The sequence below is a fragment of the Chryseobacterium angstadtii genome, assembly GCF_001045465.1.
Lineage (GTDB): Bacteria > Bacteroidota > Bacteroidia > Flavobacteriales > Weeksellaceae > Chryseobacterium > Chryseobacterium angstadtii.
This window is the reverse complement of the sequence record NZ_LFND01000008.1, coordinates 73526-97752: the sequence shown is the minus strand read 5'-3', so window position 1 is coordinate 97752 and position 24227 is coordinate 73526. Positions and strand designations below refer to the sequence as shown.

The 24227-nt window shown below is 37.5% G+C and carries 22 protein-coding genes and 12 tRNA genes; 30 read left to right on the top strand and 4 right to left on the bottom strand.

All coding sequences use genetic code 11. The features are described from left to right. The first annotated feature begins 16 nt into the window (after positions 1 to 16). Both ACM46_RS21535 and ACM46_RS21530 read left to right on the top strand, forming a co-directional pair. A complete protein-coding gene (locus ACM46_RS21535; RefSeq protein ID WP_048508734.1) occupies positions 17 to 337 on the top strand; it encodes a hypothetical protein in 321 nt (106 codons plus the stop codon). Continuing rightward, a complete protein-coding gene (locus tag ACM46_RS21530; protein WP_048508733.1) occupies positions 334 to 1119 on the top strand; it encodes a TatD family hydrolase in 786 nt (261 codons plus the stop codon). Before ACM46_RS21535 ends, ACM46_RS21530 begins: the two co-directional genes overlap by 4 nt. Positions 1120 to 1195: 76 nt before the next feature. On the opposite strand, the gene deoD is transcribed toward ACM46_RS21530, so the two are convergent. Then, a complete protein-coding gene (gene deoD, locus ACM46_RS21525) occupies positions 1196 to 1906 on the bottom strand; it encodes a purine-nucleoside phosphorylase (RefSeq protein WP_048508732.1) in 711 nt (236 codons plus the stop codon). A gap of 442 nt (positions 1907 to 2348) precedes the next feature. On the opposite strand from deoD, the gene ACM46_RS21520 reads away from it, so the two are divergent. The 27 genes from ACM46_RS21520 to ACM46_RS23835 all read left to right on the top strand — a co-directional run bounded on the left by ACM46_RS21520 (position 2349) and on the right by ACM46_RS23835 (position 19477). Beyond that, positions 2349 to 2999, top strand: a complete 651-nt coding sequence (locus tag ACM46_RS21520; RefSeq protein WP_241486073.1) for a hypothetical protein — start codon at positions 2349 to 2351, stop codon at positions 2997 to 2999. Then, entirely contained in the window at positions 2996 to 4129 is a 1134-nt protein-coding gene (locus ACM46_RS21515; RefSeq protein ID WP_048508731.1) for an AAA family ATPase, read from the top strand. The genes ACM46_RS21520 and ACM46_RS21515 overlap by 4 nt, the downstream gene beginning before the upstream one ends. After that, positions 4102 to 4845, top strand: a complete 744-nt coding sequence (locus tag ACM46_RS21510) for a hypothetical protein (RefSeq protein WP_048508730.1) — start codon at positions 4102 to 4104, stop codon at positions 4843 to 4845. The genes ACM46_RS21515 and ACM46_RS21510 overlap by 28 nt, the downstream gene beginning before the upstream one ends. Next, positions 4836 to 7217: a hypothetical protein gene (locus ACM46_RS21505; RefSeq protein ID WP_048508729.1), complete on the top strand. Its 2382-nt coding sequence runs from the start codon at positions 4836 to 4838 to the stop codon at positions 7215 to 7217. Before ACM46_RS21510 ends, ACM46_RS21505 begins: the two co-directional genes overlap by 10 nt. Continuing rightward, a complete protein-coding gene (locus ACM46_RS21500; RefSeq protein WP_048508728.1) occupies positions 7207 to 8916 on the top strand; it encodes a hypothetical protein in 1710 nt (569 codons plus the stop codon). The genes ACM46_RS21505 and ACM46_RS21500 overlap by 11 nt, the downstream gene beginning before the upstream one ends. Then, complete coding sequence (locus ACM46_RS21495) at positions 8906 to 9928, top strand: tetratricopeptide repeat protein (RefSeq protein WP_241486072.1); 1023 nt, start codon at positions 8906 to 8908, stop codon at positions 9926 to 9928. Before ACM46_RS21500 ends, ACM46_RS21495 begins: the two co-directional genes overlap by 11 nt. A gap of 995 nt (positions 9929 to 10923) precedes the next feature. Continuing rightward, positions 10924 to 10996: transfer RNA gene (locus ACM46_RS21490), tRNA-His, on the top strand. An 81-nt stretch (positions 10997 to 11077) separates the two neighbouring features. Continuing rightward, positions 11078 to 11151 (top strand) — tRNA-Lys (locus ACM46_RS21485). Between the two features lie 116 nt (positions 11152 to 11267). Next, positions 11268 to 11338: transfer RNA gene (locus ACM46_RS21480), tRNA-Arg, on the top strand. Between the two features lie 10 nt (positions 11339 to 11348). Further along, positions 11349 to 11420 (top strand) — tRNA-Asp (locus tag ACM46_RS23445). A gap of 66 nt (positions 11421 to 11486) precedes the next feature. Beyond that, positions 11487 to 11561 (top strand) — tRNA-Pro (locus ACM46_RS21475). A 5-nt stretch (positions 11562 to 11566) separates the two neighbouring features. Then, positions 11567 to 11638: transfer RNA gene (locus ACM46_RS21470), tRNA-Glu, on the top strand. Positions 11639 to 11742: 104 nt separating this feature from the next. Beyond that, positions 11743 to 11816: transfer RNA gene (locus ACM46_RS21465), tRNA-Ile, on the top strand. 72 nt (positions 11817 to 11888) lie between these two features. Beyond that, positions 11889 to 11960, top strand: a tRNA-Asn gene (locus tag ACM46_RS21460). Positions 11961 to 12697: 737 nt separating this feature from the next. Beyond that, positions 12698 to 12780 (top strand) — tRNA-Tyr (locus ACM46_RS21455). An 83-nt stretch (positions 12781 to 12863) separates the two neighbouring features. Beyond that, positions 12864 to 12935: transfer RNA gene (locus ACM46_RS21450), tRNA-Glu, on the top strand. Positions 12936 to 13214: 279 nt separating this feature from the next. Next, a tRNA-Leu gene (locus ACM46_RS21445) sits at positions 13215 to 13288 on the top strand. Positions 13289 to 13384: 96 nt separating this feature from the next. Further along, positions 13385 to 13458 (top strand) — tRNA-Phe (locus ACM46_RS21440). Positions 13459 to 13729: 271 nt separating this feature from the next. Beyond that, a complete protein-coding gene (locus tag ACM46_RS21430) occupies positions 13730 to 14215 on the top strand; it encodes a ribonuclease H-like YkuK family protein (RefSeq protein ID WP_048508727.1) in 486 nt (161 codons plus the stop codon). A gap of 38 nt (positions 14216 to 14253) precedes the next feature. Next, positions 14254 to 14625: a cyclic-phosphate processing receiver domain-containing protein gene (locus tag ACM46_RS21425; protein ID WP_048508726.1), complete on the top strand. Its 372-nt coding sequence runs from the start codon at positions 14254 to 14256 to the stop codon at positions 14623 to 14625. A 154-nt stretch (positions 14626 to 14779) separates the two neighbouring features. After that, positions 14780 to 15343, top strand: a complete 564-nt coding sequence (locus ACM46_RS21420) for a DinB family protein (RefSeq protein WP_048508725.1) — start codon at positions 14780 to 14782, stop codon at positions 15341 to 15343. 4 nt (positions 15344 to 15347) lie between these two features. Then, on the top strand, positions 15348 to 16364 hold the full coding sequence (locus tag ACM46_RS21415) for an RNA ligase family protein (protein WP_173426510.1): 1017 nt from the start codon (positions 15348 to 15350) through the stop codon (positions 16362 to 16364). A gap of 48 nt (positions 16365 to 16412) precedes the next feature. Then, positions 16413 to 17357 carry an MBL fold metallo-hydrolase gene (locus tag ACM46_RS21410; protein WP_048508723.1) on the top strand — a complete coding sequence of 315 codons (945 nt, stop codon included), beginning with the start codon at positions 16413 to 16415 and terminating at the stop codon, positions 17355 to 17357. Between the two features lie 159 nt (positions 17358 to 17516). Then, positions 17517 to 18083, top strand: coding sequence for a metallophosphoesterase family protein (locus ACM46_RS21405; protein WP_048508722.1), 567 nt, complete (start codon positions 17517 to 17519; stop codon positions 18081 to 18083). A gap of 75 nt (positions 18084 to 18158) precedes the next feature. After that, complete coding sequence (locus ACM46_RS21400) at positions 18159 to 18704, top strand: 3'-5' exonuclease (protein WP_048508721.1); 546 nt, start codon at positions 18159 to 18161, stop codon at positions 18702 to 18704. 221 nt (positions 18705 to 18925) lie between these two features. Continuing rightward, positions 18926 to 19198 (top strand): exonuclease domain-containing protein, encoded by a 273-nt coding sequence (locus tag ACM46_RS23840; protein WP_338152005.1) that lies wholly within the window; start codon positions 18926 to 18928, stop codon positions 19196 to 19198. 51 nt (positions 19199 to 19249) lie between these two features. Further along, complete coding sequence (locus ACM46_RS23835; protein ID WP_338152004.1) at positions 19250 to 19477, top strand: hypothetical protein; 228 nt, start codon at positions 19250 to 19252, stop codon at positions 19475 to 19477. A 101-nt stretch (positions 19478 to 19578) separates the two neighbouring features. Here ACM46_RS23835 and ACM46_RS21390 read toward each other — a convergent pair whose 3' ends face one another. The 3 genes from ACM46_RS21390 to ACM46_RS21380 form a co-directional block, all read right to left on the bottom strand. Further along, on the bottom strand, positions 19579 to 20478 hold the full coding sequence (locus ACM46_RS21390; RefSeq protein ID WP_048508720.1) for an alpha/beta fold hydrolase: 900 nt from the start codon (positions 20476 to 20478) through the stop codon (positions 19579 to 19581). 229 nt (positions 20479 to 20707) lie between these two features. Continuing rightward, the gene (locus ACM46_RS23745; protein WP_241486071.1) at positions 20708 to 20911 is read right to left on the bottom strand and encodes a hypothetical protein; all 204 of its coding nucleotides are present in this window, start codon (positions 20909 to 20911) and stop codon (positions 20708 to 20710) included. A gap of 15 nt (positions 20912 to 20926) precedes the next feature. Beyond that, positions 20927 to 21352: a MarR family winged helix-turn-helix transcriptional regulator gene (locus tag ACM46_RS21380; RefSeq protein WP_048508719.1), complete on the bottom strand. Its 426-nt coding sequence runs from the start codon at positions 21350 to 21352 to the stop codon at positions 20927 to 20929. 981 nt (positions 21353 to 22333) lie between these two features. Here ACM46_RS21380 and ACM46_RS23740 point away from each other — a divergent pair. Next, positions 22334 to 23845, top strand: a complete 1512-nt coding sequence (locus ACM46_RS23740; protein ID WP_241486070.1) for a slipin family protein — start codon at positions 22334 to 22336, stop codon at positions 23843 to 23845. Positions 23846 to 24227 lie beyond the last annotated feature (382 nt).

The following is a 24227-nucleotide window of genomic DNA, read 5'->3' as shown; positions in this document are numbered from 1 at the left end:
TTAATCTAAGTAAAGGATGAGAAACATTTATAATAAAGGTGATTTCCGAGCCGGTGAATATGGGAAAATTTCTCAGGAACAAAGAAAGTATGGGAATAAAAAATGGCGGAGAACAGAAAAAGTTGCCATTGAAGATCAGCTAAGAGAAGTTTTTGAATTCAGAAAGGCAAGAAAAAACAGACATAAAATAATCTGGGTAAAAATAACAAAAGAGTCCAAAGGAGTAAAAAGATCTGATTACCGGGGATTTTATTCCGAAAAAGAATTAACAAATGCTTTGAAAGCACCAAACATCGTGAGATTTTTTACCCTAAAAGACAAAACAAAAAACAAATGAATACCTATATTGATATTGGCATTAATCTGACCAATAAACAGTTCTTCAATGAACACGAAGAAATAATCAACCGTGCCCTGGATAATGGGGTAGAGCAGATGATCCTCACAGGAACAAGCGTACGCGGAAGCCGGGAATCTGCCGAAATTGCAAAAGACTATCCCGATATTTTATTTTCTACCGCGGGAATTCATCCCCATGATGCCAAATCTTTTCATTCAGAAAGTATTCCGGAGCTTCGGAACCTTTTGAAATCAGATCAGGTAGTATCCGTAGGAGAATGCGGATTGGATTTCGACCGGGATTTTTCCCCCAGACCCATTCAGGAAAAGTGCTACAGAGTTCAGCTGGAACTGGCTGTTGAGGTGAATAAACCTCTTTTTCTCCACGAAAGAGCAGCTTTTAAAAGATTTAATGAGATCACGGATGAATACCTTTCCGAATTACCGGAAGCTGTTGTCCACTGCTTTACAGGAACACTAGATGAAGCCAGAACCTACCTTGATAAGGGATTTTATTTAGGATTTACGGGAGCTATCAGCGATGATAAAAGATTTAAACAGCTGGAAGAAGTTATAAAATATACGCCGCTGGATAGAATGATGATAGAAACAGACGCCCCATTTATGCTTCCTAAAAATATGCCCAGGATGCAGAACCGCCGGAACGAACCATCTTTTCTGCCTTATGTAGCACAAACCATTGCCCACTGGAAAAAGATAAGCATTTCCGAAGTGGCAGATGAAACTGCTGAAACTACCAGAAATTTTTTCAAACTATAAAAAAGAGCCCTACTGATGAAGTAAAGCTCTTTTTTTATGGCGAAACTGCAAAACCGCAGCTTAACTTTCTTTTCTGTTAAAGACTTTTCAACGCCGATTCCAAAGCTAGTTCCATCATCGGTTTCAAAGCTTTTTCTCTTTCGTCCGCAGAAATTTTTTCGTGAGTAGGAATAATATCGGTTACGGTAAGAATGGTAGCTGCATTTTTTCCCAAATGCTGGGCATTCGCAAATAATCCGAAAGCTTCCATTTCTACAGCCGGACAGTTGTATTGGGTAGCAATGGCAGGTGTATTCGGGTCTTTTCTGTAGAAAATATCGCTGCTGTGTACATTGATGGCTTTAGCCGCCAAAGACAGTTCCTTTGCCGTTTCATTGATAGTTCCAAAGATATTTCCCTGGTGAGAAAGGATATCCTCTTCAATTCCCCAGGCATATTTGGCGTAGGTACTTTCACTCGCTGCATTTTCAATATTCAGAATATCAAAAAGTTGAAGATCAGTGGTGTAAGCTCCACATGTTCCGATTCTGATGATGGTATCTACTTCATATTCTGTAAATAATTCAAAAGAATAGATCCCAATACTCGGGAAGCCCATTCCACTCGCTCCTACAGTGATTTCTTTACCTTTATAAAGACCGGTATAATAAAAGATTCCTCTTGTTTTGCTTACTAGTTTAGCGTTTTCCAAATAATTTTCAGCAATATATTGTGCACGAAGCGGATCCCCCGGCTGCAATACTACTTTAGCAATTTCTCCTTTTTTTGCACTGATGTGAATACTCATAATGTTATTTTGAAGGAACAAAGATAGCAACTTTTAGATTGAAATATTGAAAGGTTTGTATACCAATATATTAAGTTTACTAAGTACAAATTTAAACCAACCTCATAGGTTTCCAAAACCTATGAGGTTTAGATTAAGCATACCTCTTACAACAATCATCTGCATCATTTGCTCAATCCGCGAGAATCTAAAAAAGCAGAAAAAACTCCCCAAACCACCAACCTCATAGGTTTCCCAAACCTATGAGGTTTAGATTAAACACACCTCTTACAACAATCATCTGCATCATCTACTCAACCTTCGAGAACCTAAAAAAAGTAGAAAAAAGGCTCTAGCCATTCATTTAATCAACCTATTGATGAATAATTCCCCAAATATTATTTAACAGTCAATCCTTCACCTAAAAATTTTATTCTCTGTGAAATAGTTTTATTTTTGTTAGATGATGGAAGCCAGATCCCCGTTTTTAGATACCATTTTTCTGCTGAGGAATAGCGGAAGCATGACTGTTTTTTCCAATTTGCAGGAGATTTCAAAAAAAGAAGAACAGGAAGCCGGAGCCTATTTTGAAACAGAATTTGAAAAAGAACAGCTTGAATTTTTATCGGCAGGAATCCATTATCAGCAAGAAGCGGCAGTATGGGGTGCCAAAGTGCTCTATCACAGTGCACAGCTATATCTTATAAGAGAAAATACAGCCAAAGATCTGGATAAACTGATCCCGAAATTGAAGATAAATCCCGATGTTTCTTCCATTTTATCCGCAGATTTATCGTTGAGATTTCTGCCTCAGATTACTTCCGTATTGCAGGCTGCAGATCCTAACGATCCATTGGTTAAGATCCTGGAAGATATCCTTACCAAGTTTCACTATTCAGGAATAGGATACCAGCTTAATCTTGAAAAAGTAAACTGGGAAAAAGAGCTGCAGGATAAAACTTACAGAAAATTATATCTCGAAAGAATTGTTGAAAAGAAGGCGTATGCACTGGCAGAAATTCCTTATATTAACCAATTACTGATGGCCGAATTCGGGCTGTACAAAGAAGTATTCTGGAAAGAATTAAAAATAATAACAGAAGAAAACGAATGATACCAAATATTACAAAACTTAATACTGTTCTCAACTACGTAAAAGACACTTTTGTAGGAAAAAATGATGTTGTGGATCTGCTGGGAATATGTCTTCTCGCCAAAGAAAATGCTTTTTTGTATGGACCTCCGGGGACTGCAAAATCTGCCATTGTGAGAACATTGTCAAGCACAGTGAAAGACGGCAGAAACTTTGAATATCTGCTGACCCGTTTCACAGAGCCCAACGAAATCTTCGGACCGTTTGATATTCGTAAATTAAAAGAAGGAGAACTTCTTACCAACACCGAAGGAATGATGCCGGAAGCCTCATTGGTTTTCCTTGATGAGATTTTCAATGCCAATTCAGCTATTTTGAATTCACTGCTGACCGCATTGAACGAGAAGATTTTCAAAAGAGGAAAAGAAACCAAACATCTTCCTGCTCTTATGTTCGTAGGAGCCAGTAATGTGCTTCCGGAAGATGAATCTTTAAATGCATTATTTGACCGTTTTCTGGTTAGAATTAATGTAGATTATGTGAATCCTGAACTCCTTCAGCAGGTACTTTTGGCCGGAAGAAAGCTGGAAAACGAAACAGATACTTTTATTCCCGAAATTCTTGCAGACGAAATCAGAGAACTTCAGAATCTGTGTAAAGCGGTAGATTTGAGACCCATCTATGAAGTCTATTTGAATACCATTATCAGCCTTAGAAATACAGGAATTGCTATTTCCGACCGTAGAGCGGTAAAACTGCAGAATCTGATTGCTGCCAGCGCACTTATCTGCGGAAGAAATGAAGCCGTTCTTTCCGATCTTTGGGTGCTGAAACATATCTGGGATACGGAAGAACAGATTGAAATTCTGGAAGGTATTGTCAACAGAACCATTGAAAAAGACGATCATCCGAAATCCCATCCGCAGGCCATGCTCAACAAAACTCCAAATCCGGAGGATGTCATGAAAGATGTAAAAATCCTTGTTGAAAAGTGGGATAACGGAATGCTGAGTTTTGAAGAACAGAATGTCATCAAAGATAAATTAAGATACCTCCAGACCCGTTGTGACTGGATCAGAAATCCGGAGCAGAAACAATATATCCAGCAAGAAATTGAAAGCTTATGGCAGAAGATTCTTCAAAGCGCATAAAAGAATTCTGGGCAGAACTTCCCCGTGCAGATGAAGATTTTCTGGGGGCTGTCCGGGATTGGAAGAATGTGCAGATTGCAGTAGACGACGATACGGTATGGCTGAAAGGTTTTACCGAGGAGCAGGCTATGTCTTCAGATATTCAGCAGCTGCCGAATTTGATGCTGTATGAACTCCGTGAAGGACTTTTATTCAGAAAAGAAGCATTGGTTCCCAGCAAAAAAATGAGAACGGCTTTGCTTTGGTCACCTATTGATAAAGCATTACCGCTTACTTTTCCGGCTTCCAACAACAACTATTTTGGAATCAGTGAAAAGGTTCAGGTCAGTTTAAAGACCGGTGATGAAGAACATCCTGCTGTAGCTTTGCTGAGCGTAATAAAAGAGATTAAAGAAAACATCCCTGCACAGCCGAATTTTAAGCTGGAAAGATTAGAATGGACCGTTATTGGTGAGAAAGCCCTGTTTTTAGGAACACCTCTTTTAAGCCTGCCGGGAAAAACATATTGGACAAAACACGGACATCTTCTGCCTTCGGGTTTTGATTTCGAATTTAAAAATTTGAGCTCCCTTTTGCAGCAACAATGTAATAAACGTTTGGATCAATGGCTTTTATGGAATGAGGACGGAACCTATCTTCCCATTAGAAAAGAAGATTTCCGGAAATTATCCGTAAGCTCTTTCCGCCTTACTGAAAAAACAAAAGAATGGATTTAAACGAATATTTCCAATCATACGAAAATTACTTCTGGGAGTGGGAGACTGATGAGGATATTGCCGGAGATTCCGGGTACCATGATAATAATCTCATCTCGATACCCAATGTCGGGGCCATAGCCTACAGACCCTATGTAATGGAGATTCTGAAAGAGCTTCAGCTACAGGGCTGGCCACCTTTCGGGGCTTTGTTGATGGTATTGTATGCCATGCAGGATGGCTATACCGATTTTGCTACTCCGTTGAAACATACCGCAAGCCTTCACAGTATAGGAAATTTCGATTTTACGGCAGAAAAGAGCATTGAATTTCTTGAAAAACTAAAAGCGCTCAATAAAGTCTACAAACAAGGGCAAAACAGAATCGTCCTGCTGCAAACCCTTTTCAAAGATGCTCATAATATAACGGCTCCCGGAAAAGCCGAAATGATCCTGACTGTTTATTACAAAAGGCCTCATCTGCTGGCAGCAAGTGCCGAAAAAAAGTATGCAAGCCCGTCAGCAATTCACAGAGACCTGAGTACACTTATCGTTCTGAACGAAAAATTTCCTACAATACAGTCTATCATTGATGCCATGAAAGATTATATTGATGAGCCTGAGCTGGATGATGAAGTGGTAGAAGAAGAAACAACCATAGAAACTGATAAAGATTTTATTCAACAGCTAATAGAAGAGCCCAAAACTTTTCAGGTGGGAAGCCTTATCAAAAGAATCTGGAGTGGTCTGAGAATTCCGATGCGTCACTTATCTCCTGGAGAACAGCCCATTGGAGGAATTTCGGATATGGCCAATAAAGGAGATTTTCACAGAATGCTGCTTTCCGAATTTGCCAATGATGATGAGGTTTTTATGAACAGGATTGCTAACAATGAAGTACTCTACATCCAGCGAGAGATTCCGCCGGAGGAAAATATTTTTGAACGGGTTATTTTAATTGATACTTCTCTGAGGAATTGGGGAACGCCAAAAGTGATGGCTTTTGCCTCGGCTATTGCGGTGATCAGGCATCCTAAAGCCCATTCGGAATGTAAGGTTTTTGCGTTGGGGCAAGCTAGTTTACCCATCTCTCTTGATAAACCTGAAGATGTTATTGAAAACTTGAATCAGGTAAGTCCTGTTTTGGAAGTTTCCGAAGCGCTGGAGAAGTTTTTTAATGAGCAGCATCCGGAAAAAGATCTTGAGGTTTTCTTCATCACCCATCAGGAAAACCTTGATCAGGAAAAGATCAGGAAAGTCATCCATGAAAACAGAGACCGGTTGAAATTCCTTATTACGACTGCTTCAGATGGTGAACTGAATTTTTATAAACACCATAAAGGAGCAAGAAAACATATTCAGAAAATACAACTTCCGCTTCAGGAATTGTGGGCCAATCCGCCACAACGTAAAGTGAAAAGCAGTACTGTAAACGGAAAGAAAACGGATCTTCCGCAGAATTATCCTATCCTGTTTCCAACCCCTTCCAATAAAATCACTCAGTTTTTATATGAAGGTGAATTTTATATTTTAAGCTCCAAAAAGCAACTGTTGAAAACTTATCTGTCCGATAATTATTACGACCGGAATTCTTATGATTATTACAAAACCTACCATGGATGTGAAGTTCTGATAGAAGATATTTCCGTAAAACCCAGAGGCCAGTTCGCCCTGGCAAAAAATAAACAGCAGCATTTTATATTATGCCAGTATCAGGCAGATAAAAAACTCATTTCAAAACTGAATCTGAATACAAAAGAATATTCTGAATTTAATGTCACCGGGTTGAATATTCCAAGTTCCTATCATCTGGTGTATTTCAATAGAAATTTTTACCTGCATCAGCCTACAAACTCCTCTCTTTACAGAATTAATCTGGAGGGAAATCTATCTGTAGAATCGGTTTTTAATGATGATTATGAAATAGATAAGAATAGTGGAAAAGCGGATGCTGAAGTGGCTAAACTGAACCGTGGCGGCATGAAAATAATCAGCAATTTCAACAGAATGGGGATCAATGAGAATAATAACCTCGTTATTTCCGGAAATGAATTGTCCAGGCTGTATAATAACTCTCTGAACCTTTATAAAAACAGGTTTACGGTGAAGATCCTTGCAGAGCAGAATAAAAATAAATTTACATTTCAGGACGGCAGCGAAATCATTACAGATTCCCGTGGAATGCTTACCTTTAAAAGCAGCAGCACAGGAATTCCTGTATTTTATATTCCTTCTACGGAGTACGGCTTTTTGGCCCTGTCTACCCATACGGAATATGGCGGTTCAGAATATTATCTCCCGAAACAGCATCTACTGAAAGTAAGGACTATGGAAGAAATGTATTCCCAGTATTTAACTGCGTTTATTGATCATATTTTGGATTATGGAGCTTAGAATTAAACCTTTTCCGAAAAACACTTATCCTAAAAAAGGCCTTTTAATCAAAGACCCGTCACCCCGTGTATGGCTTCGTGAAATGGAACTGCTGGGAATAGAGCTCCATCAGGTGAAATCCTATGCTGTTCCTGCAGATCTGCCGAATGTGTTGTACGGATGTTTGCTGGTATTTAATGATGAAGCACCTTTGGAAATAGGAAGAAATGCTTATTTCCAGTGTGTGGATGATCAATTGTTTATCCCAGAAAATACTCTGTTTTATCCAAAAATTAATCCTGAGGACTGGCAGAATGTAGGTTCACGGTTTCTAATCATGCATCCGGAATTTGGTCTGGTAAAACTGTGTGACGAAATAGACTGGTTTTCCTTATTACAGGAACCGGAAAGAGCACAGGGAAATGTCAGAAGACCATCGAATGGAGTACAAATTCCCCGGAATATCGAAAGTTTTACGGTAGAGATGGACGATGAAAAAGTTTTGGATGCCCTTCAGCAGCCAAAAACTGAAGAAGAATGGATGAAAAATCTTCCTTTTGACCTGAAAAAGGTAATGGCAGGGAACAAAAAAGAAATTGAAAAATATTTAAGATATATAGAAAGATATCCCGACAGAGCCGTAGAACTCGGAGTTCCTTTGGATATTATGGGAACTTCCCGCGGCGATGGTTTTGGAAAATTCAGCTTTGGAAACAATTGGCTGAATGCTTTGTTTGGTAGCTCAGAGGATAAGAAAGAATCTTCAGGAACCCGGAATTTTCGTAGAATATTCTGGACTGTTGTCGTGGGAGCTATTCTTTTGAGGATTTTTATGCCTTCAGATCAGGAGAAAACCCAGAAGGAAGACTTTCTGGTTTCATCCGGAAATATTATGAGTAATGCCGAAAAAGCACGTGCAGATATGATTGCATACCAATCCGGCGTGACGGATATTGATATAAAAATAGATTCAATTTACGGAAAAGAAAGAAAAACCCTTTCCCGTGAGTATTCTGCGGCAGGAGCGGCTATGTCAAAAGATAAAAATGAACGGGAGCAGTATAAAAAATCAGGAGGCCGGAATCTTGGCGAAGTCGGGAATGACATCGAAAAACTGAATGCCAGAGAACAGAATAGCAGAGACTCCCTTAGAACGATCTATTCAAAAAAGATAACAAAACATCTGGTTCAGCAGGAAGCATCCATGAAACGCCGTATTTCAGATTCCCTGAAGCAGTACACGAAAGGAAAACCTGTGAACGGCGAGATTGTAAAATTTATTTTAAAGAAAAAGCAGGCACTCATAGCAGATTCTTTAGGACGTTTATATGGAACACTTGATACAAAGGAGTTTCCTCCGACTCCGGTGAAAGATTCAAAAATAGGATCACTGGAGTCTGGTGATAACAGCAGTTCATATGAAAAGACTTCGGTTTCCGATATTCTGTATCTTGTGATTTTTATGTTTGGAGCGATAGGAATTTATTCTTTCATCTTTAAAAGAAAGTCACTGAATCTCGGAGGAGACAGTGTTCCGCTTTGGGTGAAAATGATTTTATCTGTTGTCCTTGTTTCCATGCTTGTGTATTTGTTTTATCCGCTGATAAAAATGTTTGGCTACAACTGGTTTGTATGGGTTCTTTTGATCTGTGTGATTCTTCTTCTTTACCGCCTTTTCAGCGAAGAAAAAACCATTCTAAACACCGAGGATGATGAATAAACAGAAATTTACAGATAAATTCCTGATCGCTTTTATGATTCTGGCGGTCTTTAAGATCATTGGGATTGGAGCGCAGCTGTTTCACGAAAGTCTTTGGAGTGTAATAGGGACGCTGTTTATTTTTCTTGTGGTAGCTTTTATAATTATGATGGTCATTACTGCCTTGAAGGATAAAGAAAGGGATAAGAAAAGTTCCGGCAGGAGAGGTTCCGGCGGAGGAAATTTTTATCTTGAATCATCTCTTTTCGACAGAATAAGAAGCAAATATGAAGAACTTGCCGAAAAATACATTGCCGAAAAAGATTATAAAAAAGCAGCAAAAGTATATATGAATCTTCTTCAGGATAATTTTCGCGGAGCAAAAGCTTTGGAAAATGGGGGCTTCTACAATGAGGCAGCCGCTGTTTATCTTAAAAAATTAAATAATAAATCAGAAGCAGCATCCTGCTACGAAAAGGCAAAACAATACAGAAAGGCCATTGATCTCTATAAAGAAATGCAGCAGAAAGAAAAAGTAGGAGATCTTTATAAAGAGCTTAATGATATAAACAATGCCCATACTTATTATCAGATGGTGGCAGATGATTATACAGCCAACAGCCAGATGGTAAAAGCTTCTCTGATATACAGCAGAAAAATGGAAAAGCCAGAGAAAGCTCAAAAGATACTGTTGAAAGGCTGGGACGAAGATAAAGACGCATTCAACTGTCTGAACAACTATTTTGCGAATATTTTTGACAAGAATCAACTGGAAGGAGAAATTCAGAAGCTGTATCAGAAAACACCTTCCTACAAAAAGATGATTTATCTTGAAGCTATGAAGTATGAGTTTAAAAAAGATCCGAAATTACAACCTGTAACGCGCAGTATTGCCTATGAAATTATTGCTGAAAAAGTAGGAACCCGTTCCGAGATCATCAATGAACTGAAATATTTTAATCCTAACGACAGCGTTATATTGAAAGATATTTCTAGGTTTAAGACAGGAAGAAATAAGATGTTAAGGAATTGAGAATTTAACGAAAGGTGGCTTCGAGTGCCTCAGCCCCCTAATACTGGGGTCTTAATTTTAATGATGGACTTTCTTTTGGTTGGGAGAGGCAATTTTTTATTAAAAGATTTAAAAATTCAAATATTAAAAGATTCCATGAAAATTTCTTCTATCGACGAATATAGGTGGCTGAGGCACTCGAAGCCACCGCTCCGAACTTCTTCCCAAAAAATACTTTTCCATTATTAAAATATCACCCTTATCAGCGAGCTGTAATATTATTTTCATTGCTGGAAAACAAATTTTCATATCTTTGCGCCAGAAAATTATGACACTACAAAGAGCACATATCAATGTAAATCTATGCGATAGCCCTTCAATAAAAGGATTATTCGGATACGAATGGATGATATGGAATGAGGCGAAATGTGCTTGCTTTGAAAATTATTTACAATAAACCCGTAAAAAATTAAACAAAATACCGCAGAAACGCCTCGAGTTATCGAGGCGTTTCTTGTGTTTTAGGCCATAAATTATTTAGAATGAAAAAAAATAACCGTAAAAACAAAAATTTTTTAATTAAGAATGTCAATTTAATACGATAAATAAGAGTGATAAGTAACCCGATGAGAGACAGTCATTTAGGTATTTGAGATATCCGCAGGAAATTGCGGACGGTTATTCTTTATATCAAAATACAACATAACTTATTGATTTTCAAATATTTAATTGAAAAATAAATTTGCAGGTTAAAAAAAATCATATTTACTTTGCAACCGAAAATTGAAAGCAATAGGTTTTCAGGATTCAAAAACTTTTTAAATAACAAGAATATAATGAAACAATTACATAACATATCTAATCAGGATTCAAGACTACACGGACAGGAGCCGAAAGGGTATGCAAATATTCTGGATAGTGAATTTATTGATAAAAGGTGCTTATATACGTAGGTCTCAGTGATCTGACACGTCAAAATATATACAGCACCTCCCGAAAAGAGGTGCTTTTTTTATGGTTTCTTTAGCTTATTTGGTAAAGCGCCGGTCTGTGGAACCGGAGAACAGGGTTCGATCCCCGAAGATACCCAACAAATGTGAAAAGTCGATCGTCAATGGTAAATTTAAAATTGACAAGCAAATTGACAATTGACTATTCACATTAAAAAACAATCTCATAGCTCAATTGGTTAGAGCACCGGTCTTTTAAACCGGAGGTTGAAGGTTCGATTCCTTCTGGGATTACAATAGATGTTAGAGATTAGAAGTTAGAAGTTAGAAGTTAGAAGTTAGAAGATGAAAAATAGGAGTCATCATATGACAAATAATTATCATTCATCATTCATCAAACATCAATTATTAATTCTGTAGCTCAACCGGATAGAGCGTCGGTTTTCTAAACTGAAGATTAGAGGTTCGATCCCTCTCAGAATCACATAAAAGGTCTATTGAGGTAAAGGCTAACCTGCCCGACTGTCTCTTGGGCACTGCGGGTTCGATTCCCGCATAGACCGCAAGGTTCAAAGAAAATTTTAGCTCCGGCTGTCTCCCGGAAAAAATTGGAAACAGAGCCTTAAAAACTGGAAAGATAACGGTGGTTGTTTACCCGCCTTGGACGCGGGAGGTCGCAAGTTCGAATCTTGCTTTCCAGACCAGTTTTGCTCCATTCGTCTAACGGCCAGGACACCTGCCTTTCGAGCAGACAGCAAGGGTTCGATTCCCTTATGGAGTACAAAAGTGAATGGTGAATTTTGCTGCGCAAGTGAATTAAAAAAATTGACAGCAAAACGAATTGATAATTAACAATTAACTGTTTTCCATTCGCAAACAAAAAACGATTTCGTAGCTCAAGTGGTTAGAGTGTCGGTCTGATACACCGAAGGTTGAAGGTTCGAGTCCTTCCGGAATTACAGAAGATGTTAGAAGATGAAAGCACGGATTAGTGGAGGCCATCATTTATCATTAATCAAACATCAATTATTGATTTCGTAGCTCAACGGCAGAGCATCGGTTTGTTAAACCAAAAGTTGAAAGTTCGAATCTTTCCGGAATCGCAGATAACTAAATGTTAATTGTTTCAAAAGAGAAGAAAACAGGTGGGTCAAGAGCAGAAGATCTTTACGCCAAATATGGAAAATACAGACCGCCTTTTTCTTTTTTTATTAGAAGTTAGAAACTAGAAGTTAGAAGTTAGAAGTTAGAAAGTGGTTTGTAATTGTAAGTCTGGGATCAACTATCATTTATCATCACATCCGATGGCGCGCCGAAGTGGAAGAGTCGGGGCGGTCTGCAAAACCGTTGCATATGCTGAATGGGTTTGAATCCCATGACCATCTCAAGAACTAAAATGAGATAAGTTCCGGAGAAAAAGTAAAAGTTTGTCGAGCGAAGAAGTTCTTATATCAAACAAAAAATTAAGACAGGCTTTGTTTTTCTTCACAAGAGAAATTAGAGATTAGAAGTTAGAAGTTAGAAGTTAGAAGTTAGAAAGTGACTGGTAATTGTAAGTCTGGAATCAATTATCAATTATCAATCATCATTTATAAATTAAGTTAGTTCAGAAGAAAAAATAAAAGTTTGTCGAGCGAAGAAGTTCTTATATCAAACAAAAAATTAAGACAGACTTTGTTTTTCTTCACAAGAGAAATTAGAAGTTAGAAATTAGAAAGTGGCTGGTTGTTGTAGATGTAAGATCACAAATCAATGATCATTAATCACTTATCATTTATAAAATTAATTAGAGATTAGAAAATTGCTCATTACTAATTACCTATTACTCATTATTAAACTGGGAAGCTCGCCGGAGTTGGAGAGCCGGGGCAGACTGTAAATCTGTTGTTGTATGCTGAGTAGGTTCGAATCCTACAGCTTCCACAAAACCACCGATAATGTAACGGCAGCATGCAGGAAAAGTACTCTTGTTGTTCAGGTTCGATTCCTGGTCGGTTGGTTTAAACGCTTCATTCGTCTAACGGTTAGGACGCCTGCCTTTCGAGCAGATAACAAGGGTTCGATTCCCTTATGGAGTACAGACGTGAATGGTCAAAGTAGATATGAACCAATAATACCATGAAAGTTCAGATCGGGAAAACACAACTGATCTGCTGATCATTCACAGAAAAACAGGAAAGAGAAAGGTTTGTCAAGCGCAGAAGTTCTTACAGACAAAACTTACAGGCATAGTTTTATATAGGTACAGACCTTCTCCAACCTTTAATGATGGGTAATAAGCAATGAGCAATGAATAATTGTGGATGGTCAATAAGTCAATTTTAAAAATTATTGATTAATGCCTACTCATAAAACTCGCAGAAATGGCGGAACTGGCAGACGCGCTTGATTTAGGATCAAGATGGTAAGGGTTCGAATCCCTTTTTCTGTACAAAACATAAATAATGAACGATGAATGATGAATGGCAATACCGCTATTTCGTTATCATTCATTACCAATTACTCATTACCCATTATTTATGTACAGGGAAGAGTGGTGTACAAGGTGTTGCACGCTAGTCTGAAAAACTAGAGGCGCAGGTTCGATTCCTGCCTGTTCCACGAAAGCATAAATGATGATTGATGAATGATGATTAACAGATAATAAATTTACACAATGGTATCAATTATCTTTCATCAATCATTATTTATAAAAACTCTGATAGTGTAATGGCAGCATCTCAGTCTTCAAAACTGATGGTATAGGTTCGAGTCCTGTTCGGAGTGCAAAAGTGAAGGTCAGGTGGTGAATTTTATAAAATTGACCGTAAAACGAATTGACAATTCACAATTGACAAATTAATACAAAACAGAATTTAAAACATGTAAAAAAATGGAAACGCAACAAGAAGTATGGCAGAATATGAAAGGAAATTTTTTCCGGAAATCTATCACACAGCTGGTAGAAGAAGCCATCATCCGCGAACAGGCCAATGGTCACCGTCTGAAAGTATGTGTGGGTTCAGATTCCCACGTTTACGGCGATGCAATTAATTATGCTACGGCAGTAGTATTTGTACGCGAAGGAAAAGGAGCGTTTACCTTTATCAGAAAAGAAAGACAAATACAGACAATCAGCATCAAAGAACGAATGCTGAATGAGGTGAACAGATCCGTAGAAATTGCTTACGCTATCTGTGCCGTTCTGGATGCTTATGGTGTGGAAATGGAGGTACACGCAGACATTAATACCGACCCGGATTTCAAATCCAATACAGCATTGAAAGATGCGATGGGCTATATTCTGGGAATGGGATATGTGTTTAAAGCAAAACCTTATGCATTCGCAAGCACCAATTGTGCTGATATGATGGTTTAATAAAATTATACTAGGCTTTCGGGCTAAAAAATAAAACAATGGAAATGACCAAAAGATTATTATTTCTGGATGATATAAGATACCCGATTGAAGCGTATCATTATACCAAACAGGATATTTTCCTCAGAAAAGACTGGCATATTGTTCGCAATTACGAGCAGTTTGTCAACAGAATTGTGGAAAAAGGACTTCCGGAACTCATCTCTTTTGATCATGACCTGGCAGACGTTCATTATCTGAAACCCAATTCTGAAGAATATACAGAGAAAACGGGCTATGACTGTGCCAAATGGCTGATAGACTACTGTATGGATCACTATTTGGACCTTCCAAAATTCTATTGTCATTCAATGAATCCGGTAGGAAAGAAGAATATTCTAAGCCTTTTAGAAAATTTTAAACAATGGTAATCAACATTTTTTAGATCAGCGCAAAAAGATTGCGTTATAGCTCTTTTACTTTGCATCATCAAAATATCAGAGATTACGAAAGAAGGAGTTAAAGATGATTGATGAAAAGGCAGGAAAATATTCTAAGCCTTTTGGAAAACGATAAAAAATTGTAATGGATATTTTTAGATTAATTCAGGATATAAAAACGCATTTGAAACTCAGTTTTGATGAGGTGGACAGATGGTTTGGAAAAGATGAAAAAATATTGAATGATCTGCCTGCAAATGGAGGTTGGACGATTCAACAGATTTTAGAACATATTTATCTTACCAACTTTTATTTGCTCATCCTCATTGAAAAAGGGTACAAAAAAGGAGTGCGGAATTATCTTGAGCTTGATCTGAATTCCGAAATAAAAAACTACAGTTTCGATAATGAAAGATTTGAGAAAGTAGGAGAATATGGTGCTTTTGAATGGATAAGACCGGAACATATGGAACCAAAAGGAGAGTTGAACCTGAGTGAAATCAGAAGTTTGGTTGCTCAACAGTACCAACAGTGTTTAGGGTATTTAGACTTAATGAAAAATGGTGAAGGCCTCCTCTGTAAGACGACCATGACCGTGAATGAGCTTGGGAAAATCAATGTGTATGAATACATTTATTTTCTTTCACTTCACACTCAGCGACATCTTACTCAAATGAAAAATAATGAATCGGAAACGATTAAAAACTAAAAAAATGATTTTCAAAACATATAACTCAATAGAAAATGCTTACCAGGCCCGCGTGATCGATCAGATCAGGTTGCAGGGCTTTGGGGATGAGGTTTTCATCGTGCAGGAGAAGGTTCACGGTGCTAATTTCTCTTTCTTTACCGACGGAAAGGAAATTAAAATCGGTAAAAGAACCGCCTTCATTGAAAAAGAAGATAAATTCTACAACGCACACCTTATTTTAGAACGTTACAGAAAAAATGTAATTGATTTGTTTCAAAAAGTGAAAACCATTCATCCGGAACTGGAAACGGTAGTGATCTACGGTGAACTATTCGGTGGTGGCTACCAACATCAGGATGTAGAACCTGTAAAAGAGGCTGTAAAAGTACAGAAAGGTATTGAATACGCTCCTCATAACGAATTTTACGGATTCGATATTAAGTTGAATGGAACCACTTATTTGGATACAGATACGGCGAATTCTATTTTTGAAGAAACCGGTTTTTTCTACGCTAAAATTCTCTTTCAGGGCAGCCTTGAAGACGCTTTGAGATTCCCGAATGTTTTTGACTCTAAAATTCCGGGCTGGTTGGGCCTGCCCGAAATGGAAGACAATATGTGTGAAGGAACAATTGTAAAAACTTTGAAAACCAGATACTTTGGAAATGGTGCCAGGGTCATTCTTAAAAACAAGAATGAAAAATGGATTGAAAAGTCAAAAATGGTTAAAAAAGAACGGAAAAAGGTACAAAAACCAGCAGATTTTTCTGAAAATGCCCAGAATATTTGGGAGGAAATCCAAAGATATGCTACAGTCAACAGATTGCATAATGTGGTAAGCAAAGTGGGAGAATTTGAACCTAAAATGATAGGTAGAATCATAGGTCTTTTTGCACAGGATATTTTGGAAGATTTCGGAAAGGACTTTCCGGCAGCTTTCAGTTCCGTGGAAAAAGAAGAACAGAAAAGAATCAATAAAAAGCTGAATACTTTAGTTATTGATTTTATAAAAGAAGAGTTGATGACTCTTAAAGTCTAGTTTCGGTATATTTTTACCGAAACTTTTTTATGTTTAAAAACGAATACCATGATACAGCCAGAAATAAAAAGTCTTTTGAGAGAAGACATCAGTATATTAATAAAAATTGCAAATTCAGGAAAACATTATCTGTGCGACTGCGGAGAAGCCAGCCTGCTGACAGTAAAAGAAGTACAGTCGGTTTCGGCAGTATTCATCAGCCATACACACATTGATCATTTTTCAAATTTTGACGGAATTTTCAGACATCAGATCGGAAGCAGAGAAAGAGTTGTCATCTGCGGACCGAAAAATATTCATCATCAGATCGAATCACGATTGAAATCTTACACATGGAATCTGATTGACGAAAAAGCTATTGAGTATGAAATCCGGGAAATAGTTTCTCCTGAAGAAATTAATGTTTACATCCTTCGTCCACCGCACTGGAACCTGGAATTGGTAAAAACACAGAATTTTCTTTTTGAAGACGAACAGGTGAAAGTAGAATTTGCCATTCTCGATCATAAAACAGATTCTATTGCTTATCTGTTCAGGGAGAAAGATTCCATTACCTTTCATGAAGAGGCTTCAGGCTTCAAAAAAGGAAAGTGGATCAGTGAGTTGAAAACAGCGTTTGAAAATAATGATGAGGATAAGGAAATTGAGATTGAGACAACAGTTTACAAGGTATCTGATCTGTTTTATTTACTGAAAAGGAATCAGGGTTACAGGCTTGGGGTAATCATGGATCATGCAGCGATTGAAGAAAATTATGAGAAGATAAAGGCTGTTTTCAGTGAAGCGAATCTCGTATACATTGAGAGTTTTTATAAAGATTCTGATCAGGAATTGGCGAAGCTTAATTATCACAGTTTTGCGTCTGCATCAGGAAAGATTATGAAAGACTGTCAGGTTAAAGAGGCCGTTCCAATCCACTTTTCCAGAAGATACACGGAAACCGATGTTATTGAAGTTGAAACTGCTTTTTATAAAGCATTTCGAGAAAATTAATTAAAAACTTAAACCACAAAAGAGATATTCAAAAAGTTGATTTTTTAAACACAACTGCCATTAATGCTCACCAAAAATAAATACAATCATCTGTGCAAATCTGTGAAATCCGTGGTTAAAAAAGTACAATAAAAATTAAACAAACAAATTATTAAAAAAATGAAACCTAATATATTTTTTACAGCAGACCATCATTTCGGTCACGCCAATATTATAAAATTTTCAGAAAGGCCATTCGAATCTTTAGATCACATGCATGAAGAGATGATCAAAAGATGGAATGAGAAAATCGGGACCAATGATACCGTCTACCATCTTGGAGACATCAGTTTAGGAAAACCGGATTTTACCAAAGAAATTCTTGACAGATTAAACGGGAATATTCATTTGATCAAAGGGAACCATGAAGGCGCCGCGCTTACTTATACCAAACGGTTTGAATCCATAAGAGATTATCATGAACTGAAAATTGACGAACCTGAAAACGATAACGGTAAGCAGAAAATCATCCTCCTGCATTACGCCATGCGTACCTGGAATGGATCGCACCGCGGTGTATGGCAGCTCTACGGGCATTCACACGGAACTTTACCCGATGATGAGATGGCTTTAAGCTTCGACGTAGGAGTAGACTGCCACAACTTTTACCCGATTTCCTACCAAGAAGTCAAGGAAATTATGAAACGGAAAAAATGGTCGCCCCCTTTTGGAGCAAGAGGTGAGTAATGAGTGGAAGCCATTGTGATCAATGAAGCTCATACTTTTTACATTGTACCTTAATACTTTATACATTAAAAAACTATGTACAGAACAAACGAAATATTAATTATCGATTTGGAAGCTACCTGTTGGGAAAATGACAGAATTCCCATAGGACAGAAAGTCGATATTATAGAAATAGGGATCTGCAAGTTGAATTTACAATCAAAAGCCATTTCCCAAAAGCAAAGCATTTATGTAATTCCCGAAAGATCAGAGATCAACGATTTCTGTACAAAACTGACAGGAATTACACCTCAGCTGATTGAAGAAAAAGGAATCTATTTTGAAGAGGCCTGTGAAAAAATTATGGATGATTATCATCCTTCAGCACTTACCTGGGCCGGTTTTGGCAACTTTGATAAGGAGCAGATTTTTGAACAGTGCGACTGGCTTGGAATAGAAAATCCTTTTACCGGAAACTACCTGAACATCATGGAAGAATTCAGAGATCATTTCAGACTCCATAAAATGATTGGACTGAAAAGAGCGCTGTACCATCTGAAAATGGAGTTTGAAGGAAACCACCACAGCGGAGCAGACGATGCTTACAATGCAGCCAAAATTTTACAGAAGATTTTGGAGTAGATATAAAGAGGGAAGACAGAAGTTAGAAGAGGGAAGTCCAATACCGGATGTGAATATTGTTTATCTATATTTTTCATTCTCAAATTCCTGCCTTTCACTCTTTAAAATAGGGGAAGAGACTTGACTTCGGGAAACAGGTAGTGATGGACGTACAAAATTAACTTCCATCCTCCAGCTCCCATCTTCTCTCTTCCCCTTCTCAAACATTAAAATTTAAACAAATGAAAACAACAGACAACATATTAATTATAGACCTGGAAGCCACCTGCTGGGACGAAAGACCACCCAGAGGCCAGGTAAGCGAGATTATTGAAATCGGTGTATGCATTATGGATGCGTCAACCGGCAAAATCTCAAAAAATGAAGGCATCCTAATAAAACCACAGTATTCAAAGGTGAGCCCGTTTTGTACAGAACTGACTTCCATTACCCAGAAAATGCTGGATGACGAAGGCGTTATGCTGGAAGATGCGCTGGATATCCTGAGAGCATAATATGATTCCGAAGACCTTACCTGGGCCAGTTATGGAAACTACGATCTGAATATGCTGAAAGATCAGGCCGCAAGATTTAATGTGGATTATCCTTTAAGCGATGACCATATCAATGTAAAAACATTGTTTGGTGAGCTGCATCCTACTGTAAGAAAAAGTGTGGGCATGAGCAGGGCTTTAGGTGAACTGAATCTCAAGCTTGAAGGTACACACCACAGAGGAGTGGATGATGCTAAAAATATTGCTAAAATTTTACATTGGTGCTTAAAGCAGGCTTAATGTAATCATTTAGCGATACAACAGTGTGACAAAGGCTTTCTTATTAAAAAGGAAGTCTTTGTTTTTTTATACCCGTTTTAAAATTCAAAAATAAAGTTCAGCTAAAGGATTCTATTTTTGCATAATTCAGCCATATTTTCGCAGACAAAAGGATATAATTCCGCTGGAATAGAATGCCCCATTCCCTCTATTACAATCAGTTCAGAATTGGGGATCGTAGTTGCAATATCTTTTCCACAGTCAGGATGGAATATAGGATCTTCAGTTCCGTGGATCACTAAAACCGGAACCCTTATTTTCCTTAGCACTTCAGCATCATACTCCAATGAACCCATAGCAATCAGTTGTCTGAAAACCCCGTTCTTCGTTTGAGAGCGCTCAGATTCTTCTTCAATAATCGCTCTTTCTTTTTTTTGATCCAAAGGATACCTGCTCCCGTGGGTTTTTTCCGCAAAAAGCAGTTTCTCTCTGATATAGCCTTCCTTATCCACCAAAGGATTAATTTTAGGTTGCATCATCATAGTCATGACATCAGGATTTGAAGGTGGTAGGGTCGGTCGTAAAGATGTAGACATGATAATAGCCAGAGTCAGTACCCTTTCCGGGAAAAAAGATCCCAGTAGCTGTGCAATGACTCCACCCATGGAACGGCCTGCAATATGAGCCTTTTCAATATGCAGATAATCCATAAGGCCAATCACATCTTCAGCCATATGCATCAGAGAATAGGGAATGTCGTCTTTTCCTAATTCTGCAAATACCTGCTGAATTCCTTTATCAAAATTCAGTTCCTTCTCCGGCTTGAATACTGACTGTCCCGAATCTCTGTTATCAAAACGTATCACCCGGAATCCTTTTTCAACAAGCAAACGGCAGAAAAGATCATCCCAACGGATCATCTGACTTCCCAATCCTGAGATAAGTACAATATTCTCATGATGATCCTCTCCAAAAATTTCGTAACACAGGTCTATCCTGTTGATATTGGCTATTTTTTTCATGATGATAAAGAATTAATCAGAACTTCTTCAAGAGGTAGCAGCCTTGAATCTTCAATGGCCGCCGTTCGGTGCCCGGAGATCTTCATATACCCTTCATTCTGTTCAAAATTAAAAAAATCGGTTACGCTTTTTTGTTTAATCAACATGCATAAATCCCACTGTTCATGGTCCGGGCCAATCAAAAATCGGTCTCCTTTTCCAATCAGTAAAATTTCTCCGCCACTGGCTTTTAAAAAAGGTTCGGCTTCCCTGATATAGGTGAAATACCTTCCAGTCCACTGATTTCTTCTGCCGGTCTCAGATCTGGATGGGCAGAGTAATCCGCTATTGTTCTAAGTCTGATTAGATTTAAATTAATGATTGTGCCCTCAATGTTCTTTTGAAACAAATGCTTCCCTGCTTCAAATGTAGGGGATAAGTATTTTTCTGACATCCGTTTTACATTTTACTATTGAATATTACCTCCAAGGTCATGAAGAAGCTCGGCGGCACTCCGCACTGCCTTATTTTTTTTGGACGGAATGATTTCCTGAGTTGTTTTTTCAGCGGTTTTCAAAGCTTCTTCAAATATCCTTTTCCCGGTTTCTGTAATAACAACGTAGCTCACCCTTGCATCCCTTTCATTGATTTCCCTGGAAACCAGACCTATTTTTTCCAGAGGATTGAGAAGTCTTGTGATTCCGGAAGCGGTAAGTCCGGTCTTTTCAGCCAGGTCTATTCTCCGCATTTTACTTTCGGAAGAATGATAAAGAATATAAAGAATCACAAAATCATTCAGTCCCAGGCCGTGTACACTGAGAGAATCGAATCTTCTTGATGTGACGGACTGCAGCTTATTGATGTTAATTAAAAATAATAATTCAGTACTTATCATTGATTTATATTTGATTTATCAAGTATTTAATGAATGCAAATGTATACAAATTAATGGATTATTATTTTATTTAAAATTAAATTTTTCAATTATTTCCTATAAAAAATATAAAAGTTTGAAAATAGAGAAATAAAATATAGGATTGATTTTTAGTGCGCAAAAAGACTGCGCAATAATGATTTTACTTTGCATTATCAAAATGAAACAATACTGAAATTTTGAAAAACAGATTTCAGTTAAAATATCAGGCAGGTCATGTTGAGTGTTTCAGTATAGCACCATTGCAGAAGAATTTGTTGGGAAACATCATTTCTTTCTGTTCAACTAACCTGAAGGTTTGGGGAGTTAACCAAAAAATTTCCACCATTTGCTATTGTACGGAGGTTCGAATCCTTCTGTTTCCTTCGGAGAATATAACTCAGTCAGGTTAGAGTAAATAGTTTTTATGCGAAGGTTCGACTCCTTCTCTCAATTCGGTTGAGATAGCTCAGTTGGTAAGAGCACTACACTTTCCATGTAGTTTAAAATAGGCTTACAATCTATTTTTCACAAAGTTTTCAATGTTTTTCTTTAAAAAAAACATCCTATTCAATAGAGAAAATTTGAGGTTTTTTCAGTTGTTGGATCAACATTTTTGAAAAAGCCAGTAAGAAAGATTTTTTCTGAAAGTGAAACTCAGTTGATGAGTACTTCAATTGAACGGAATTTTCTAAAAAGGACGATTTTCTGCGTGAGCGATGGTAACGGATATCCTTTTTTGTAAACAAAAAAGATAGAAGTGAACGTAGCGACCCGGATTGCTGCTTTCAGCGGTGGCCAGGGACACGCCCGGAATCTTACTCATTGGAAAAAGAAGTTGAAGGACAGTATTCTGAAATGACCGGAACTTTTTGAAACCTCTTTGCTTCCGCCATTTTTTGGAAGAAAGAATCTCAATTTTCTCTTTTTAACAGAAATAATACTATTTAAAAATAAAATAAGATGATAAAGAATGTACAAATTAAAGCATACCAAATGGGTTTGGTTTTCAAAAACAGAAATTTGATTGAAGTCCTGAAAGAAGGAAACCACTATATTTTTGGAAATAAATCCGTAGGAATCTATGAAACGAGATCCCGTTTCGAAGCGGGTGAAGATTTGCCTATTCTACTGAAAAATGAAACCCTGAAAAACCTTCTGGAAATAGTAGAGGTAAAAGACGGAGAAATCATTTTAATGTATGAAAACGGAAGTCTTAAAGATGTTCTGAATGTTGGAAAACATGCATTCTGGAAGGAAACTGTAGATAGAGAGTTCAGAAAAATAGAGATAACGAATGTGGAAATTCCGGAAGAAATTTCTAAAACAGAGCTGGAAAATGTGAAACTGAAAGGTTTTGTAAGAAAATTTGTGGTGCCTCTTCATTACAAAGGATTGTTGTTAGTAGAAGGAAAGCTAACTCAGATTCTGGAAAGCGGTCTCTACTCCTTCTGGAATAATGATACTTCTGTTGAGGTTAAAATCATTGATCCCAACTATGAAATAAGATCCCAGTTTGGATCTCATGAAAATGTACATGTTATCTTGAAAAATGAAAGTTTGAGAGAACTTTTAACAATGGTGGAGGTAAAAGACGGAGAAATCATGCTTATGTACGAAAACGGAACATTGAAAGATGTTTTGAACGTTGGTCAATATGCTTTCTGGATGGGTATTGCAGACAGAGAATTCCAAAAAATGGATTTAACGAAAGTGGAAATCACAGAAGAAATCCCGAATACGATCCTGGAAAATGCAAGGCTGAGACATTATGTGAGAAAGTTTATTGTGCCTAATCAATATAAAGGTTTACTGATCATTGACGGGAAACTGATCAATACTCTTGAAGCCGGTAGCTACTCCTTTTGGAATAACGAAGTTTCCATTGAGGTTAGAATGGTAGATACTCGTATGCAGCAAATGGAAATTGCAGGACAGGAGCTTTTGACGAAAGATAAGGCTATGCTCCGGATCAATTTTTATGTAGGTTTTCAGGTGCAGAGTATCGAAAAAGCATTGATGGAAAACAAAGAATATGATAAGCAATTGTATATTCTGATGCAGCTGGCGTTGCGTGAATTTGTGGGTGCTTTAACACTGGATGAGCTGTTGCTGAAAAAAGATTCGGTAGGAAAAGAAATCCTTGAACATCTTGGTGACAAAGCAAAAGATTTGGGTGTTACGGCATTCGATGCCGGAATCCGTGATGTGATCTTAACCGGAGAAATGAAAGAAATCATGAACCAGGTTTTAATTGCTGAGAAAAAGGCTCAGGCCAACAGCATCATGCGTCGTGAAGAAACAGCTTCCACAAGAAGTCTGCTGAACACCGCAAAACTGATGGAAGAAAATGAAGTTTTATGGAAACTGAAAGAAATGGAGTATATGGAAAAAATCGCAGAAAAGATTGGTGATATTACCGTTTCAGGAAACAGCAATATTGTTTCCCAGCTGAAAGAAATTTTCACAAAATAGAAACTAATAGCTGTTACTATAGGGGCAGGTTTGCATGGCAGCAACCTGCCCTGTTTTTTTTAATAATGGTGTTCTGTAAAGAGACAGTGTTTCATTTTCGGAGTATCAATTCTTTTAAGCTTTTCTTATCCATTAAAAATCTTTGTTTTTAAGAAGGAATCTGAACCAATTTCAGAGAGAAATTTTAACATTTTTTTTCATATTTAAATCAAAGGAGCCTAAAAATAAAAAATTATTTTTTTTGAATTTGAAATCAAAGTCCTTTTTTGAAAAAATGATCTAATTTACAGTGATTTATCTCTAATACTAGCTATTATTACAGTGAAAATTCAGATTTCAGAAAGATGCACTTCGGCTGAGTTATAAATAACTATTCTTTTTT

Excerpts from the sequence above, each read along its gene's own strand:
- deoD (WP_048508732.1), bottom strand. The coding sequence starts at position 1,906 with ATGAGTATTCACATCAGTGCAAAAAAAGGAGAAATTGCTAAAGTAGTA.
- ACM46_RS21410 (WP_048508723.1), top strand. The coding sequence starts at position 16,413 with ATGATACAGCCAGAAATAAAAAGTCTTTTGAGAGAAGACATCAGTATA.
- ACM46_RS21380 (WP_048508719.1), bottom strand. The coding sequence starts at position 21,352 with ATGATAAGTACTGAATTATTATTTTTAATTAACATCAATAAGCTGCAG.
- ACM46_RS21515 (WP_048508731.1), top strand. The coding sequence starts at position 2,996 with ATGATACCAAATATTACAAAACTTAATACTGTTCTCAACTACGTAAAA.
- ACM46_RS23745 (WP_241486071.1), bottom strand. The coding sequence starts at position 20,911 with ATGTCAGAAAAATACTTATCCCCTACATTTGAAGCAGGGAAGCATTTG.
- ACM46_RS21390 (WP_048508720.1), bottom strand. The coding sequence starts at position 20,478 with ATGAAAAAAATAGCCAATATCAACAGGATAGACCTGTGTTACGAAATT.
- ACM46_RS21520 (WP_241486073.1), top strand. The coding sequence starts at position 2,349 with ATGATGGAAGCCAGATCCCCGTTTTTAGATACCATTTTTCTGCTGAGG.
- ACM46_RS21405 (WP_048508722.1), top strand. The coding sequence starts at position 17,517 with ATGAAACCTAATATATTTTTTACAGCAGACCATCATTTCGGTCACGCC.
- ACM46_RS21495 (WP_241486072.1), top strand. The coding sequence starts at position 8,906 with ATGATGAATAAACAGAAATTTACAGATAAATTCCTGATCGCTTTTATG.
- ACM46_RS21425 (WP_048508726.1), top strand. The coding sequence starts at position 14,254 with ATGGAAATGACCAAAAGATTATTATTTCTGGATGATATAAGATACCCG.
- ACM46_RS21510 (WP_048508730.1), top strand. The coding sequence starts at position 4,102 with ATGGCAGAAGATTCTTCAAAGCGCATAAAAGAATTCTGGGCAGAACTT.
- ACM46_RS21430 (WP_048508727.1), top strand. The coding sequence starts at position 13,730 with ATGGAAACGCAACAAGAAGTATGGCAGAATATGAAAGGAAATTTTTTC.
- ACM46_RS21420 (WP_048508725.1), top strand. The coding sequence starts at position 14,780 with ATGGATATTTTTAGATTAATTCAGGATATAAAAACGCATTTGAAACTC.
- ACM46_RS21530 (WP_048508733.1), top strand. The coding sequence starts at position 334 with ATGAATACCTATATTGATATTGGCATTAATCTGACCAATAAACAGTTC.
- ACM46_RS21415 (WP_173426510.1), top strand. The coding sequence starts at position 15,348 with ATGATTTTCAAAACATATAACTCAATAGAAAATGCTTACCAGGCCCGC.
- ACM46_RS23740 (WP_241486070.1), top strand. The coding sequence starts at position 22,334 with ATGATAAAGAATGTACAAATTAAAGCATACCAAATGGGTTTGGTTTTC.
- ACM46_RS21500 (WP_048508728.1), top strand. The coding sequence starts at position 7,207 with ATGGAGCTTAGAATTAAACCTTTTCCGAAAAACACTTATCCTAAAAAA.
- ACM46_RS23840 (WP_338152005.1), top strand. The coding sequence starts at position 18,926 with ATGAAAACAACAGACAACATATTAATTATAGACCTGGAAGCCACCTGC.
- ACM46_RS21535 (WP_048508734.1), top strand. The coding sequence starts at position 17 with ATGAGAAACATTTATAATAAAGGTGATTTCCGAGCCGGTGAATATGGG.
- ACM46_RS21400 (WP_048508721.1), top strand. The coding sequence starts at position 18,159 with ATGTACAGAACAAACGAAATATTAATTATCGATTTGGAAGCTACCTGT.
- ACM46_RS21505 (WP_048508729.1), top strand. The coding sequence starts at position 4,836 with ATGGATTTAAACGAATATTTCCAATCATACGAAAATTACTTCTGGGAG.
- ACM46_RS23835 (WP_338152004.1), top strand. The coding sequence starts at position 19,250 with ATGCTGAAAGATCAGGCCGCAAGATTTAATGTGGATTATCCTTTAAGC.